At 72.7% G+C, this 15,029-nt stretch carries 14 protein-coding genes and 1 pseudogene; 12 read left to right on the top strand and 3 right to left on the bottom strand.

What is annotated here, in order from left to right; all coding sequences use genetic code 11:
* The first annotated feature begins 43 nt into the window (after positions 1-43).
* Entirely contained in the window at positions 44-634 is a 591-nt protein-coding gene (locus IH80_RS0123005; protein ID WP_030027812.1) for a TetR/AcrR family transcriptional regulator, read from the top strand.
* A 127-nt stretch (positions 635-761) separates the two neighbouring features.
* On the top strand, positions 762-2,960 hold the full coding sequence (locus tag IH80_RS0123000) for an MMPL family transporter (protein ID WP_030962948.1): 2,199 nt from the start codon (positions 762-764) through the stop codon (positions 2,958-2,960).
* A gap of 85 nt (positions 2,961-3,045) precedes the next feature.
* Here the strand turns inward: IH80_RS0123000 and IH80_RS0122995 are convergent, their stop codons facing one another.
* Positions 3,046-3,438, bottom strand: coding sequence for an SsgA family sporulation/cell division regulator (locus IH80_RS0122995; RefSeq protein WP_030962946.1), 393 nt, complete (start codon positions 3,436-3,438; stop codon positions 3,046-3,048).
* Positions 3,439-3,606: 168 nt separating this feature from the next.
* On the opposite strand from IH80_RS0122995, the gene IH80_RS0122990 reads away from it, so the two are divergent.
* From IH80_RS0122990 to IH80_RS0122975, 4 genes are read left to right on the top strand one after another with little or no spacing between them, the layout of a single operon-like run.
* Complete coding sequence (locus IH80_RS0122990) at positions 3,607-4,662, top strand: energy-coupling factor ABC transporter permease (RefSeq protein WP_030962944.1); 1,056 nt, start codon at positions 3,607-3,609, stop codon at positions 4,660-4,662.
* Position 4,663: 1 nt separating this feature from the next.
* Entirely contained in the window at positions 4,664-5,425 is a 762-nt protein-coding gene (cbiQ, locus tag IH80_RS0122985; RefSeq protein WP_030962943.1) for a cobalt ECF transporter T component CbiQ, read from the top strand.
* A complete protein-coding gene (locus IH80_RS0122980) occupies positions 5,413-6,186 on the top strand; it encodes an energy-coupling factor ABC transporter ATP-binding protein (protein ID WP_030962940.1) in 774 nt (257 codons plus the stop codon). Before cbiQ ends, IH80_RS0122980 begins: the two co-directional genes overlap by 13 nt.
* Before the next feature lie 28 nt (positions 6,187-6,214).
* Positions 6,215-7,378, top strand: a complete 1,164-nt coding sequence (locus IH80_RS0122975; RefSeq protein WP_030962939.1) for a serine hydrolase domain-containing protein — start codon at positions 6,215-6,217, stop codon at positions 7,376-7,378.
* Positions 7,379-7,524: 146 nt separating this feature from the next.
* Here IH80_RS0122975 and IH80_RS0122970 read toward each other — a convergent pair whose 3' ends face one another.
* A complete protein-coding gene (locus IH80_RS0122970; RefSeq protein ID WP_030962938.1) occupies positions 7,525-9,159 on the bottom strand; it encodes a penicillin-binding transpeptidase domain-containing protein in 1,635 nt (544 codons plus the stop codon).
* Positions 9,160-9,307: 148 nt separating this feature from the next.
* Between IH80_RS0122970 and IH80_RS0122965 the strand changes: the two genes are divergently transcribed.
* A complete protein-coding gene (locus IH80_RS0122965) occupies positions 9,308-9,850 on the top strand; it encodes a GNAT family N-acetyltransferase (RefSeq protein WP_030962936.1) in 543 nt (180 codons plus the stop codon).
* Between the two features lie 180 nt (positions 9,851-10,030).
* Positions 10,031-10,294, top strand: coding sequence for a hypothetical protein (locus tag IH80_RS0122960; protein WP_037880839.1), 264 nt, complete (start codon positions 10,031-10,033; stop codon positions 10,292-10,294).
* Between the two features lie 63 nt (positions 10,295-10,357).
* Here IH80_RS0122960 and IH80_RS0122955 read toward each other — a convergent pair whose 3' ends face one another.
* Complete coding sequence (locus tag IH80_RS0122955) at positions 10,358-12,127, bottom strand: phospholipid carrier-dependent glycosyltransferase (protein ID WP_030962934.1); 1,770 nt, start codon at positions 12,125-12,127, stop codon at positions 10,358-10,360.
* 78 nt (positions 12,128-12,205) lie between these two features.
* Between IH80_RS0122955 and rsmI the strand changes: the two genes are divergently transcribed.
* The 4 genes and pseudogenes from rsmI to IH80_RS0122935 all read left to right on the top strand — a co-directional run.
* Positions 12,206-13,102, top strand: a complete 897-nt coding sequence (gene rsmI, locus IH80_RS0122950) for a 16S rRNA (cytidine(1402)-2'-O)-methyltransferase (RefSeq protein ID WP_030962932.1) — start codon at positions 12,206-12,208, stop codon at positions 13,100-13,102.
* A gap of 160 nt (positions 13,103-13,262) precedes the next feature.
* Positions 13,263-13,757 carry a hypothetical protein gene (locus IH80_RS0122945; RefSeq protein WP_030962931.1) on the top strand — a complete coding sequence of 165 codons (495 nt, stop codon included), beginning with the start codon at positions 13,263-13,265 and terminating at the stop codon, positions 13,755-13,757.
* Between the two features lie 10 nt (positions 13,758-13,767).
* The gene (locus IH80_RS0122940; RefSeq protein WP_030962930.1) at positions 13,768-14,649 is read left to right on the top strand and encodes a TatD family hydrolase; all 882 of its coding nucleotides are present in this window, start codon (positions 13,768-13,770) and stop codon (positions 14,647-14,649) included.
* Between the two features lie 116 nt (positions 14,650-14,765).
* Positions 14,766-15,029: pseudogene (locus tag IH80_RS0122935) on the top strand (hypothetical protein); the annotation flags it as partial.

Genomic DNA, 15,029 nt, shown 5'->3' with positions numbered 1-15,029 from the left:
CTTGAGCGTACGGAACAGTTTCGTTCGGGACGGAGGCACGGAGATGACCGAGGCGATGGCGGCCCGGCGCAGCCGGATCACCCCCGAACGGCAGGCCGAACTGCACGAGGCGGTCCTCGACCTCCTGCGTGACGTCGGCTACGAGGCGCTGACCATGGACGCGGTCGCCGCCCGTACGAAGTCCAGCAAGGCCACCCTCTACCGCCAGTGGGGGAGCAAGCCGGAGCTGGTCGCCAAGGCCCTGCGGTGCACGCAGCCCGTCTCGCTGCGCGAGATCGACACGGGCAGCCTGCGCGGGGACTTCGCGCTCATGGTGGAGCACTCGGACGACGCGCAGATGGCCAAGGACACCGCGCTGATGCGGGGTCTGGCCCACGCCGTCCACGAGAGCCCGGAGCTCCACAAGGCGCTGCGGGACCTGTTGGTCGACCCGGAGATCACCGGGCTGCAGGTGATGCTGCAGCGCGCGGTGGACCGGGGCGAGATCGCCCCGGGGTGCCCGGCCCTGGGCTTCGTACCGCACATGCTCATCGGGGCGTTCATCGCGCTCCCGCTGATCGAGGACCGGCCGGTGGACCGGGCGTTCCTCGGTGACTTCATCGACGCCGTGGTCTTCCCCGCCCTCGGCGTCTGAACCTCCCCGTCCCCCGGCACCCCGTGCCGCCCCGCTGCTCCTGACACGCCGCTCTCGTCGTCGGGCCGGCTCCCCACGCCCTGATCCCTCCGGATCCATCCCACGACCTGAACGGGAGAACCACGACGTGGCCACCTTCCTCTACCGACTCGGCCGGGGCGCCTTCAGGCGCCGCGGGCTCGTCGCCCTCCTCTGGGTGGCGCTGCTGTTCGCCGCCGGTTTCGGCGCCGCCTCCGCGGCGGCCCCGACCTCCGGATCGTTCTCGATACCCGGCACGGAGGCCCAGAAGGCCTTCGACCTGCTGGACAAGAAGTTCCCGGGCATGGCCGCCGACGGCGCCACCGCGCGCATCGTCGTCAAGGCCCCCGCGGGCGCGAAGGTCACCGACCCCGGCCCCAAGGCCGAGGTCGAGAAGATCGTCAACGGCCTCAAGACCGGTCCGGGCGCGGAGCAGATCGCCTCCGTGGCCAACCCGTACGAGGTGCAGGCCGTCAGCCAGGACGGCTCCACCACCTACATCAGCGCCAAGTACACCGTCAGCGGGATGGAGCTGAAGGACGCCACCCGTGACGCGCTGAAGGAGTCCGGCGACGGCGCCAAGGCGGCGGGCCTGAACGTCCAGATCGGCGGTGACGCGCTGATGGTGGCCCCCGAGACCGGCTCCGGCGAGATCATCGGCATCCTCGTCGCCGCGATCGTCCTCGTGATCACCTTCGGTTCGCTGGTCGCGGCCGGTCTGCCGCTGCTCACGGCGCTCATCGGTGTCGGCATCGGCGTCTCCTCCATCACCGCGCTCGCCAACGTGCTGGACCTCGGCAACACCACCGCCACCCTCGCCACGATGATCGGCCTCGCCGTCGGCATCGACTACGCCCTCTTCATCGTCTCCCGCTACCGTGCGGAGCTCGCCGACGGCCGCGACCGCGACGAGGCCGCCGGCCGGGCCACCGGAACCGCCGGCTCCGCCGTCGTCTTCGCCGGTCTGACCGTCGTCATCGCCCTCGTGGGCCTGGCCGTCGTCAACATCCCGATGCTGACCAAGATGGGCGTCGCGGCCGCGGGCACCGTGGTCATCGCCGTGCTCGTCGCGCTGACCCTGGTCCCGGCCATCCTCGGCTTCGCGGGCAAGAAGGTCCTGCCCGCGGGCGAGAAGAGCAAGCTGTTCGGCAAGGGCAAGCCGGCCTCGGAGAAGAAGGCCAACGGCGGCACCCGCTGGGCCCGCTTCGTCCTGCGCCGCCCCGTCATGGTGCTGCTGGCCGGTGTGATCGGCCTCGGCGTCATCGCCGTCCCGGCGAGCAAGCTGGAGATGGGCCTGCCGGACGACGGCGCCCAGCCGGTCTCCACCACCCAGCGCCAGGCGTACGACCTGCTGTCCGAGGGCTTCGGCCCGGGCTTCAACGGGCCGCTGATGGTGGTCGTCGACGGCGACAAGGGCCTCGCGGACTCCACCGTCGACCGGATCAAGGGCCTCGAGGGCGTCGCCGCGGTCATGCCGCCGACCCCCAACGAGGCCGGCGACGCCTCGGTGATCACCGTCATCCCGAAGGACCGTCCGTCCTCCACGCACACCGAGGAACTGGTCCACGAGATCCGCGACGGCAGCGGCGACGACGTCCTCGTCACCGGCGCCACCGCGATGAACATCGACTTCTCGCAGAAGATGAACGACGCGCTGCTGCCCTACCTGGCCCTCGTCGTCGGCCTCGCCTTCCTGCTGCTGATGCTGGTCTTCCGCTCGATCCTGGTCCCGCTCAAGGCGGCCCTCGGCTTCCTGCTCTCGGTCGTCGCGGCCCTCGGCGCGGTCGTCGCCGTCTTCCAGTGGGGCTGGCTCGGCTCGGTCTTCGGCGTGGAACAGACCGGTCCGATCATGTCGATGATGCCGATCTTCATGGTCGGCGTGGTCTTCGGCCTGGCCATGGACTACGAGGTCTTCCTCGTCACCCGCATGCGCGAGGCGTACGTCCACGGCGAGCGCCCCGGCCAGGCGGTCGTGACCGGCTTCCAGTACAGCGCGCGGGTCGTCGTGGCCGCCGCCGTCATCATGATCGCGGTGTTCGCCGGCTTCATCGGGGCCAGCGAGCAGATGGTCAAGATGATCGGTTTCGGTCTGGCCGTCGCGGTCTTCTTCGACGCCTTCGTGGTCCGCATGGCCATCGTCCCGGCGGTGCTCGCCCTGCTCGGCCACAAGGCCTGGTGGCTGCCCAAGTGGCTGGACCGGATGCTGCCGAACGTGGACGTGGAGGGCGAGAGCCTGCGCAAGCACCTCGCCTCCGGGTCCCCGCAGGGCGAAGGCCCCGACAAGGACCGCGAGCTGGTCAACGCCTGACCGCACGCGCCGCACACGGCCCGGCCCCGTACCCCCGATCACCCGGGGGCACGGGGCCGGGCCCGTTGGGCCCATCGGGTGACGACTAGCGGGTGGCGGTGGCCGCGTAGGTGCGCCGGAGGAAGCGGCGCAGCGCGGCGATGTCGAACTGGACCACCGCGACGCCCTCGGGGGAGTGGAACTCGACGACCGCCTGGACGCGGCCGCAGGGCCAGACGCGTACGTCCCCGGTCCCCGTCGGGGCCTGGAGACCGGCCTCGAGCAGCGCCCGGGGGAAGACCCACTCGTTGTCGGTGCCCTCGGGGGAGAGGTCGGCGGGGAAGACGATGCGCACGGCCAGCGGCTCGGCGGGGGTGAAACGCAGGGCAACGGGGATCGCCCGGTAGAGGGGGTCGTCCGTGATCACACGGGCGCGGACCCGCTCTTCGACGGGGGCCGCGGTCGCGGTCGCTGGGAGATTCTCGGCGGTGGCTGACATCGACCAGACTCCTCGAATCGGAACGTATCCGTCCGTTTGCCCTCCAGCCTCGCACATTCCGACGAAAGCGCGCGCGGCTTTTTGTGGTGCGCTCGCTCTTGCCAACGGTTTGCAACTGGGCACTATTCTTGAACGGCTAAAGACCGTATATGAAGCGGAGCCCACTCCATGCATGTGCCCGACGGATTCATCAACGCACCCGTCTCGGTGGCCGCCGGAGTGGCGGCGGCCGCGGCGGTGGCCGTCAGCCTCCGCGGCGCCCGACGCGAGCTCGACGAGCGGACCGCGCCGCTCGCCGGACTCGTCGCCGCCTTCATCTTCGCCGTCCAGATGCTGAACTTCCCCGTGGCCGCCGGAACCAGCGGCCACCTCCTGGGCGGCGCACTCGCGGCGATACTCGTCGGCCCCTACACCGGCGTGCTCTGCGTGTCCGTCGTCCTGCTCATGCAGGGCATCCTCTTCGCCGACGGCGGCCTCACCGCCCTCGGCGTGAACATCACCGTCATGGGCGTCGTCACCGTCGTCACCGCACACCTGGTCTTCCGCGGGCTCCTCGGCATCCTGCCGCGCAGCCGCCGCTCCGTGACCGTCGCCGGATTCACCGCCGCCCTGCTCTCGGTGCCCGCCGCGGCCGCCGCCTTCACCGCCGTCTACGCCGTCGGCGGCACCACCGACGTGCCCCTCGGCAAGGTGCTGACCGCCATGGTCGGCGTACACGTCCTCATCGGCATCGGCGAGGCCCTCATCACCACCGCGACCGTGGGCGCCGTGATCGCCGTACGGCCCGACCTGGTGCACGGCGCCCGCGGACTGGCCACGCCGCTGAAGCTGCGCGTCGACGGCGCGCTCGTCGACGCGCCGGCCGCGGCCCCGGCACCCGCCGCCGCGGGCCGCTCCACAAAGAAGGTGTGGGCGACCGGCCTGGTCACCGCGCTCGTCCTCGCCGGGTTCGTCTCCTTCTACGCCTCCGCCGACCCCGACGGCCTGGAGAAGGTCGCCGCGGACAAGGGCATCGACGAGAAGGTCGAGGAGCACGCAGCCGCCGGCTCGCCGCTCGCCGACTACGGGGTCAAGGACGTCGAGGACGCCCGCCTCTCCGGCGGCCTCGCCGGGGTCATCGGCGTCGGGGTCACCGTCGTCGCCGGCACCGGGATCTTCTGGGCCGTGCGCCGCCGCACGACGGACGCGCCGACCGCCACCTCCACCGCCACCCCGGTCGCCTGACATGGGTGCCGGCCACGCCCACAGGCTCTACCGCCCGGGCACCTCGCCGGTCCACGCCCTGCCACCGCACTGCAAACTCGCCGCGACCTTCGGCTTCGTCCTGGTCGTCGTGTCCACACCGCGGGAGGCGGTGTGGGCCTTTGGCCTGTACGCACTGCTCCTCGCCGGGGTCGCGGCCGTGGCCCGGATCCCGGCGGGCCTGCTGCTGCGCAGGCTGCTGATCGAGGTCCCGTTCGTTGCCTTCGCCGTGCTCATGCCCTTCGTGGCCCAGGGCGAGCGGGTCGAGGTCCTCGGCATGTCGCTGAGCGTCTCCGGCCTCTGGGGCGCCTGGAACGTCCTCGCCAAGGGAACCCTCGGCGTGGCCGCGTCCGTGCTGCTCGCCTCGACGACCGAGCTGCGGGCCCTGCTGCTGGGCCTGCAGCGGCTCAGGCTGCCACCCCTGCTCGTGCAGATCGCCTCCTTCATGATCCGCTACGGCGACGTGATCGGCGACGAGCTGCGCCGGATGTCCGTCGCCCGCCGCTCACGCGGCTTCGAGGCGAGCGGAATCCGGCACTGGGGCGTGCTGGCGAAGACGGCCGGCGCGCTGTTCATCCGCTCCTACGAACGCGGCGAGCGGGTCTACCTGGCGATGGTCAGCCGCGGCTACACCGGCTCCATGCCGGTCGTCGACGAGGCCGTGGCCACCCGCGGCCAGTGGGCGTACGCGGCCGTGCTCCCGGTGACGGCCCTCGCCGTCTGTCTGATGGGATGGACCCTGTGACCAGTACCCCCCCGACCGCCCCCTCGCTCGAAGTCGCCGGCCTCGCATACGCCTACCCGGACGGCCACCAGGCCCTGTACGGCGTCGACCTCACCGTCGGGCGCGGCGAGCGCGTCGCCCTCCTCGGCCCCAACGGCGCCGGCAAGACCACCCTCGTGCTGCACCTCAACGGGATCCTCGCCGGCGGGGTCGGCACGGTGGCCGTGGCCGGCCTCCCGGTGGAGAAGCGGAACCTGGCCGAGATCCGGCGCCGGGTCGGGATCGTCTTCCAGGACCCCGACGACCAGCTGTTCATGCCGACCGTGCGCGAGGACGTGGCCTTCGGGCCGGCGGCGGCCGGCCTGCGGGGCGCCGAGCTGGAGGAACGGGTCCGGGCCGCCCTGGACCAGGTCGGCATGGCCGGCTTCGCCGACCGGCCGCCGCACCACCTTTCCTTCGGGCAGCGCCGCCGGGTGGCCGTGGCGACCGTACTGGCCATGCGGCCGGAGATCCTGGTCCTGGACGAACCCTCCTCCAACCTGGACCCGGCCTCGCGCCGCGAGCTCGCCGACATCCTGCGCTCGCTCGACGTCACCGTGCTGATGGTGACGCACGACCTGCCCTACGCCCTGGAGCTGTGCCCGCGCTCGGTGATCCTCAGCGAGGGCGTGATCGCGGCGGACGGCCGCACGCAGGAACTGCTGTGCGACGAGAAGCTGATGCGGGCCCACCGGCTGGAGCTCCCCTTCGGCTTCGACCCTCGTTCGGTATCGGTGGCATAAGCACCGGTCCGCGTTTGTTGCACCGCACGTGGACATCCAGGGTGTGGTGACGGCGGGCTTCGAGCCCGTCAGGGACGCGTTCGTACGCAACTTCGAGGTACTCGGGGACCGGGGCGCGGCCGTCGCCGTCTACCGGGACGGCCGCAAGGTCGTCGACCTGTGGGGCGGCACGAGGGACGCCGACGGCACCGCACCGTGGACCGAGGACACCGCTCAGGTCGTCCGCTCCGCCACCAAGGGCGTGGCCGCCGCCGTCCCGCTGCTCCTGCACCAGCGCGGTCTGCTCGACCTGGACGCGCCGGTCGGCGCGTACTGGCCGGAGTTCAAGGCGGGCGGCAAGGAGAAGGTCCTCGTCCGGGACCTCCTCGCGCACCGCGCGGGCGTGCCGGCCCTGGACCGGGGACTGACCGCCGCAGAGGCCGCGGACGGGGTGTCCGGGCCCCGCGCGGTCGCCGCGCAGCGCCCCTTCTGGGAGCCGGGGACCGGGCACGGCTACCACGCCCAGACCTACAGCTGGCTGCTGTCCGAGCTGGTGCTCCGGGTGACGGGACGCACGCTGGGCTGCGTCCTGGCGGAGGAGATCGCCGAGCCGCTCGGCGTGGACTTCTGGATCGGCCTGCCGGACGCCGAGGCCGAGGCCGGCCGGGTGGGCCGGGTGGCCCCGGTCGAGCCGCCGGAGAGCGCCGGGGTGCTGAGGACCAGGCCGCGCAGGAACGTTTCCGAGGCCTACGCCGACCCCGCGTCCCTGACCCGCCGCGCCTTCGCCGCCATCGACCCGCTGCCCGACGAGAACGCCCCCGCGTACCGGGCCGCCGAGCTCCCGGCCTCGAACGGCATCGGCACGGCCCGCGCCCTGGCCCGGTTCTACGCGGCCACGATCGGGGTGGTCGAGGACGGCGCGCGGATCTTCACCCCGGCCACCACCGCACTGGCCGCCCGCGAGCACTCCGCGGGTCCGGACCGGGTCCTGGTCGTCAACACCCGTTTCGGCGCCGGCTACATGCTGCACGGGCCGGCCTCGCCGCTGCTCTCGCCCGCCTCCTTCGGGCACCCCGGCCGCGGCGGCTCCCTGGCCTTCGCCGACCCGGAAGCCGGCATCGGCTTCGGCTACGTCACCAACGCCCTGGCCAAGTCGGTCACCGCCGACCCCCGGGCCCAGGCCCTGGTGCGGGCCCTGAAGTCAGTCCTCTGAGAGCCGGGCGGACTTGCTCCGGCTGGTCGTCGGGGACGCCGGCGCGCGCCGGCCGCCCTCCGCGAGGCGATTCCCCCCGGCCCGCCCGCCCGGCCGTGGGCCGACCGGGCGGGCGGGCCGCAGCGCGGGTGGGCGGGGGACGGGCGTCAGCCCGCGTTCAGTACCTCGGCGACGACCGGGCCGGCCGCTTCGCCGCCGTGGCCGCCGCCCTCGACCATCGCGGCCGCGGCGACATCGCCGCTGAAGCCGGTGAACCAGCTGTCCGGGCTGTCCCCGGCACCGCCGACCTCCGCCGAGCCGGTCTTGGCGCCCTTGTCCGAGCCGCGCACCGGGGCCATGGCCTCACGGGCGGTGCCGCTGGTCGCCGTCAGCTTCATCATGGAGACGAGCTGCTGCTGCACGGAGGGCTTCATCCGGCGCTGGGCCGTGGCGATCGTGCGGCCGTCCAGCTCCGGCGAGACCAGCAGCGGCTGGCGGAACACGCCGGTGCGGGCGGTCGCGGTGATGGATGCGACGTTCAGCGGGTTCATGGTGATCTGGCCCTGCCCGATGTACGCGGCGGCCGCGGACGCGCCCGTCGCCGGCGGGACCTTGCCGTCGGTGGACCTGACGCCCGTCTTCCAGTCCAGGCCGATGCCGAAGACCTCCGTGGCCTCCTCCGGCAGCGCGGAGTCGTCGTCGACGGGCTTGATCTGCTTGATGAAGGCGGTGTTGCAGGAACGGGCGAAGGAGGTCGAGAAGTCGGTGCCGGCCGGCAGCTCGAAGTTCTTCAGGTTGTGGAAGGCGCGGCCGCCCCAGGACACCTCCTTGGGGCACTCCGCGGGCTTGCCGGCCGCCACAAGGCCGCGGTCCAGCAGCATCGCGCCCGTCACGATCTTCATCGTGGAGCCGGGCGCCCGGTTGCCCTGCATGGCCGCGTTGAAGCCGTCCTTGCGGTGGTTGGCGACGGCCAGGATGTGTCCGTTGCTCGGCTTGACGGCGACCACCGACGCCTCCGGGAACCTGGCGACCGCCTGCTCGGCCGCCGCCTGCACCTTCGCGTCCAGATAGGTCTTCAGGGTGCTCGGCTCGCCCTCGACGAGGGTCAGCAGGGTCCGCCTGGGTGCCTCCTTCCCGGCCGGCTCGATCCACACCTCGGCGCCGGCCTTTCCGCCCGCCTTGCTGCCGTAGTTCTGGCGCAGCTCGTCGAGGATCTGCCGCAGCGAGGGGTACTTCTCCGCCGTCAGCTCCTCGCCGTTGCGGTCCACGGCCTTCACCGGCGGGTTCGCGGGGGCGCCCGCGCGCAGCTTCTCGTCCTTCTGGAGCTGCGGGTGGATCACCGAGGGCTGCCAGTCGACGAGGGGCTTGCCGCTGGTCAGGCCGCGTACCACCGTGAGCTGGGAGTCGTAGACGAGCGGCTTGGTCGTGCCCTCGTAGGTGATCTCCGCCTCGACCTTGAAGGGAACGGTGGTGCCGTTCGCCTCGCCGGGGGTGATCACGGCCTTGGACACGTACGCCTTGGTCCTGAACTCCCCGACCGCGGTCTGCGCGGCCGCGGCGTTGTTGGTCAGGTCGGCCGCTCCCCGTCCGTCCCCGGACGCCCAGGCCGCCAGGAACGCCTTGGCGGTCCGGGTCGCCTCCTTCTCACCGACCGGCCCGCTGCCCTGGGCGGACTGGACGGAGGCGTCCGGGTCCGATGCGTCACCGCTGTCGCCCACCAGGGAGTACACCCCGTACCCGGCCCCGCCGAGCATCGCCAGGAACACGCCGCCTATGACGGCGCCCTTCGCTGCCCCGTTCAATTCTTCGGTCCTCCCCCGTGACACGGCTCCTGAACGCGTTCAAAGAGCCCTTGGCTTCGACCTTACTCTGCGGAGTCGACCGGTGTGCAGTAGTTACCGGACGAAAATCCGGAAGACCCCCCGCCGATCCGGGCCCTAGGGTGCGCCCGTGGACCTCACGTACCGGCGGTTCGACCCCGCCGAGGGCGACGCCCTGCTCGCCTTCCTCACCGCGGACACCTGGCCCTTCCACGGCGCGGCCGTGGTCGACGCCGACCTCGCCCGGCGTTGGCTCGCGGACGGCCGCTTCGACGGCGACGACACCAGGACCTTCTGGATCACGGACGGCGACGACGTCCTCGGACTCCTGCGCCTCATGGACCTCGGCGACAGCACACCCGTGTTCGACCTGCGGATTCACACCCGTTACCGGGGCCGGGGCGTCGGCGGCCACGCCCTGGCCTGGCTGACGGCGTACCTGTTCGCCGAGTTCCCTGCGATCCGGCGGATCGAGGGCACCACGCGACGGGACAATGCGGCGATGCGCCGCACCTTCCGGCGCTGCGGCTACGTCAAGGAGGCCCACTACCGGGACGGATGGCCCGCCGCCGACGGCAGCGCCGTCCACGACGCCGTCGGCTACGCGATCCTGCGACGGGACTGGCTCACCGGCACGACCACGCTCCCCGCCTGGGACGACGAGCCCGGCTGAGTTGGGCCGGACGGCCGACGTGCAGGCGCCGGGGCCGTGTTCTAGCGTCGGAAGGGCGAGGGCGACCGATGCGCCGAGCCGGTCGCCCGCCCCGGAGTCCCCGCTCCGCGCCGCCGCCCCCGCCCGTGGTCCGGCGCATCCGCGGATCGCGTGACCGACCGAGAGAGCAGGTGCATCCGCATGCGTCCGTCGGCTCGTATCCCCGGCATCCTCGCCGCCCTCGCCCTCGCCGCCGGCGGCGCCGTCGTCGCCGCCCCGTCCGCCCAGGCGGACGTGAAGGCCTGCGAGCAGTACGTCGCCCAGCACGCCCCCAAGGCCACGGACGGCGCCGCGGAAGCGTGCTACGAGGGCCAGATCGGCAACCAGACCAGCTGCGTCTCCAGCCTCACCGCGGTCGGCGCCTCCAAGGACGTGGCGAACACGGCCTGCGAAGCCTCCCGCTGACGCCGCACCCGGAACGCACGAGGGCCCCGGCACCACCCGGTGCCGGGGCCCTCGTCCGTCCCGCTAGACCCAGGTGTCCAGCCACATGCGGCCGCGCCAGGAGTCCATCGGGAGGGTCTGGCCCGTGTAGATCGGCCAGAAGTAGATGAAGTTCCACACGATGAGCAGGACCAGCACGCCCGCGCCGATCGCGCCCAGGGCGCGGCGGCGTTCCGTCGAGCCCGCGGGCCCCAGCAGGGCGCCGATCATCATCGCCACCGCCAGGCACAGGTACGGGACGAAGACCACCGCGTAGAAGTAGAAGATCGTCCGCTCCTGGTAGTTGAACCAGGGCAGCAGACCCGCGCCCAGCGCGCACGCGATCGCGCCCGCCCGCCAGTCACGGCGGAAGAACCACCGCCACAGCACGTACAGCAGCGCGAAGCAGCCCGCCCACCACAGCAGCGGAGTCCCCAGCGCCAGGACCTCCCGGGCGCACTTGCCGGCAGCCGTCGCCGGGCAGCCGTCGGTGCCGGGCTCGGGGGACTCGTAGAAGTACGAGACGGGCCGGCCCAGCACCAGCCAGCTCCACGGGTTGGACTCGTAGGTGTGCCCCGAGGTCAGGCCGACGTGGAAGCTGTAGACCTCGGTCTCGTAGTGCCACAGGCTGCGCACCCATTCGGGCAGGAACGACAGCGAGCTGTTCTGGTCGTGCTTGGCTGCCCAGTCGCGCAGGTAGCCGCCCTTGCCGTTGTCCGGGCTGAAGATCCAGCCCGACCAGGAGGCCACGTACGTGACGACCGCCACCGGCACCGTGGAGACGAAGGCCGGCAGCGCATCACGGCGCAGCATCGCCGCGTACGGGGCGCCCGCGCCGGCGGTTCGGCGGGCGGCGGCGTCCCACAGCACGGTGAGGACGCCGAAGAAGGCCAGGATCACGAAGCCGTTCCACTTCGTGCCGGCCGCCAGCCCCAGGCACACACCGGCCAGGATCCGGTACGGGCGCCAGCCCAGCCGCAGCGTCTCCGCGATCTTCGCGTCGGGCCGGGTCCGGCCCTCCTCGTCCACCGGCAGGGCGTCCGCGAGCCGGGCCCTGGCCCGGTCCCGGTCGATGAGCAGCGCCCCGAACGCGGCGAGCACGAAGAACATCAGCACCAGGTCGAGCAGGGCCGTGCGGCTCATCACCAGGTGCAGACCGTCCACCGCCAGCAGCGTGCCCGCCAGGCAGCCCAGGAACGTCGAGCGGAACAGGCGCCGCCCGATCCGGCACAGCATCAGCACCGACAGGGTGCCGAGCACGGCGGTCATGAACCGCCAGCCGAAGGGGGTGAGGCCGAACATCCACTCGCCGAGCCCGATCACCCACTTGCCGACCGGCGGGTGCACGACGTAGCCCGGGTCCACCGGCAGGGCGACCCCGTCCGGGTTGGCGAGGATCGACTTGTCGATGTCCTTGGGCCAGTTCGCCTCGTAGCCCTGCTTGATCGTGGCCCAGGCGTCCTTGGCGTAGTACGTCTCGTCGAATATCACCGCCTTCGGGCTGCCCAGGTGCACGAACCGCAGCACGCCCGCGACCAGCGCCACCAGCAGCGGCCCGATCCACGACACGATGCGCTGCCAGGTCCCCCACACCTCCGGTGGCAGTCCGAAGGTCATCCACAGCTGCCGGGACGGCTTCGTGTACGGGGGCACCAGGCGGGTGCGGACGTCCACGCGGGGCGACGCGCCGGCGGCCGGCGCGTAGCCGAAGCCGCGCAGGCGGCGCAGCCAGGTGGGCGGCTCTTCTTCGCCGCCCGCCGTTGCGGTGGGCAGGGCCCCCGCGGGGATGGGCGGCGGCGTCGCGGTACTGGTCACCGGCACATCGTAGGGAAGAGATCTGTGTGCGCCCCAGTGGCGTGGGGTGACGAGCCGTGGGACTGAGAGGATGGGCGGGTGACAACTGACCAGCCCCGCGGTACCGAGCCCACCTCCTCGGCAGGCGTCCTCGTCCTTGCCGGCACCCCCATCGGCGACCTCGCCGACGCCCCGCCGCGTCTGGCGGCGGAACTGGAGCGGGCCGACGTCGTCGCCGCCGAGGACACCCGGCGGCTGCGCCGGCTGACCCAGGGGCTCGGCGTGCACACCACCGGGCGCGTCCTGTCGTACTTCGAGGGCAACGAGTCGGCCCGCACCCCGGAACTGGTCGAGGCCCTGGTCGGCGGGGCGCGCGTGCTGCTGGTGACCGACGCCGGCATGCCGTCCGTCTCCGACCCCGGCTACCGGCTGGTCGCCGCCGCCGTGGAGAAGGACATCAAGGTCACCGCGGTACCCGGGCCGTCCGCCGTGCTCACCGCGCTCGCGCTGTCCGGGCTGCCGGTGGACCGGTTCTGCTTCGAGGGCTTCCTGCCGCGCAAGGCCGGCGAGCGCCTCGGCCGGCTGCGCGAGGTCGAGGGCGAGCGGCGCACGCTCGTCTACTTCGAGGCCCCCCACCGGCTCGACGACACCCTGGCCGCGATGGCCGAGGTCTTCGGCGCGGAGCGGCGGGCCGCGGTCTGCCGCGAGCTCACGAAGACCTACGAGGAGGTCAGGCGCGGTGGGCTCGGCGAACTCGCCGCCTGGGCCGCGGAGGGCGTGCGCGGGGAGATCACCATCGTGGTGGAGGGCGCCCCGGCGGCCGGCCCCGGCGACGTGGACGACGAGGAACTGGTGCGCCGTGTCCGGGTGCGGGAGGAAGCGGGGGAGCGCCGCAAGGAGGCCATCGCAGCGGTCGCGGCCGAGGCCGGGGTACCCAAGCGCGACGTCTTCGACGCGGTCGTGGCGGCAAAGAATGCGGCACAAAAGGCGCCATAACTCGGTAAAGAGCTAACCTGAAAGGCAAAGCTCAGACCGTGCGCCGGGCGCTTTGGGCATGAGTCGCCCAAAGGTCGTCCAACACTGGACAGGACCTGATGCGCTCCCGCCCGAAGAGGCGTCCACTGGCCATGGCACCAGTGGAACAAGAGGAGCTGGCATGAGTGAGATCGCAGACACCCCGGTACCGGTCCGGCCCGCGGCCCCCGCGCGTTACTCCAGCCCCGACGTGCAGACCGTGCACGAGGCGTACTCCTTCGCGTGCATGCGCTGCGGGTACGCCTGGGAGCAGGGCTACCGGATCGAGCACCACGTCGACGGCCGCGGCGAGCCGTTCATCATGTACACGATCAACGGGGAGCGGGTGCCCTCCCCGCTGTCCAACCCGACCTGCCTGAACTGCGGCGGGCACGTCGTGCGGATCATGCGGGCCGGCCAGGTCTCCTCGGTGCTCGGGATGATCGACCACCTCTACCACCACCGCATCGCCCCCGGGATCGCGGGACCGGTGCCGGCCGGAGCGAACGTCCCGCGCACCCCGAAGCCCCGCAGGGCCGCCGAACTCCCCGACGGCCCCGGACCCGTCGCCATCAGTGAGGCCGAGAAGCGCGGGGGCCTCCTCTCCCGGCTGATGGGGTTCTTCCGCCGGTCATAAGATCGGCTCCATGAGCCCTTCCTCCGCCTCCAAGGACGCACCGCCGCCGCTGCCCGAACCCCTCCGGGTGGCGGTGGCGGACTCGCACACCCACCTGGACATGCAGTCGGGGACCGTCGAGGAGGGCCTCGCCAAGGCCGCCTCGGTCGGCGTCACCACCGTGGTCCAGGTCGGCTGCGACGTGAAGGGCTCCCGGTGGGCCGCCGAGACCGCGGCCCGGTACGACAACGTCCACGCGGCCGTCGCCCTGCACCCCAACGAAGCCCCGCGCATCGTCCACGGGGACCCGGACGGCTGGTCCCGCCAGGGCGCCCGGGCAGGGGGCGGCGACGCCGCCCTCGACGAGGCCCTCGCGGAGATCGAGGCGCTCGCCGCCCTCGACCACGTCAAAGCGGTCGGCGAGACCGGGCTGGACTACTTCCGTACCGGACCTGAGGGCATGGCAGCGCAGGAGCGGTCCTTCCGCGCCCACATCGAGATCGCCAAGCGGCAGGGCAAGGCCCTCGTCATCCACGACCGCGACGCCCACGCCGACGTGCTGCGCGTGCTGCGCGAGGAGGGCGCCCCCGAGCGGACCGTCTTCCACTGCTACTCCGGGGACGCCGACATGGCCCGCGAGTGCGCCGCCGCCGGCTACTACATGTCCTTCGCCGGCACCGTCACCTTCAAGAACGCCGCGCCGCTGCGCGAGGCGCTGGCCGCGGCCCCGCTGGAACTGCTCCTCGTCGAGACCGACGCGCCCTACCTGACCCCCGCGCCGTACCGCGGACGGCCCAACGCGCCGTACCTCATTCCGCTGACGGTCCGCGCGATGGCCGCGGTCCGCGGGATCGACGAGGACGCGATGGCCACCGCCCTGGCGGCCAACACGGCCCGCGCCTTCGCCTACTGACCCATCCCCGTCCGACGGCACACAGGGTAATCGTACGACTTTTTTCCGTGACCGGTCCTCCGCTAGGGTGCCGTGCCCCAACCAGCGGGTGCCGGACCACCAGGGGAGCGAGCGTCGTGAGCGATACGCAGGGCAGCCACCGCCGGGGCGCTCCCGTCCCCGAGGCGTACGGGGGCGAAGCCCCGGCCCGGCCCGCCGATCCCGGGCCCTCGTCCTGGGACACGGAGCCCGCCCTGCCCGTCCCCGTGCCGGGCCCGCGCGCCGAGGACCGGCGGGCGGGACGCCGCCGGCGCGCCGCGGGCGCCGGGGGCCGGGACGGAGAAGTCCCCGGGCCGGCCGCCGCCCCGGGGACGGGCCGCCGCCGCGCCCCCGCCCCGACC

The organism is Streptomyces sp. NRRL S-378 (assembly GCF_000720645.1).
In the GTDB taxonomy this organism is placed as follows: Bacteria; Actinomycetota; Actinomycetes; order Streptomycetales; family Streptomycetaceae; genus Streptomyces.
Note: the sequence above shows the minus strand (reverse complement) of the source record. Positions and strands in the feature narration are given on the sequence as shown.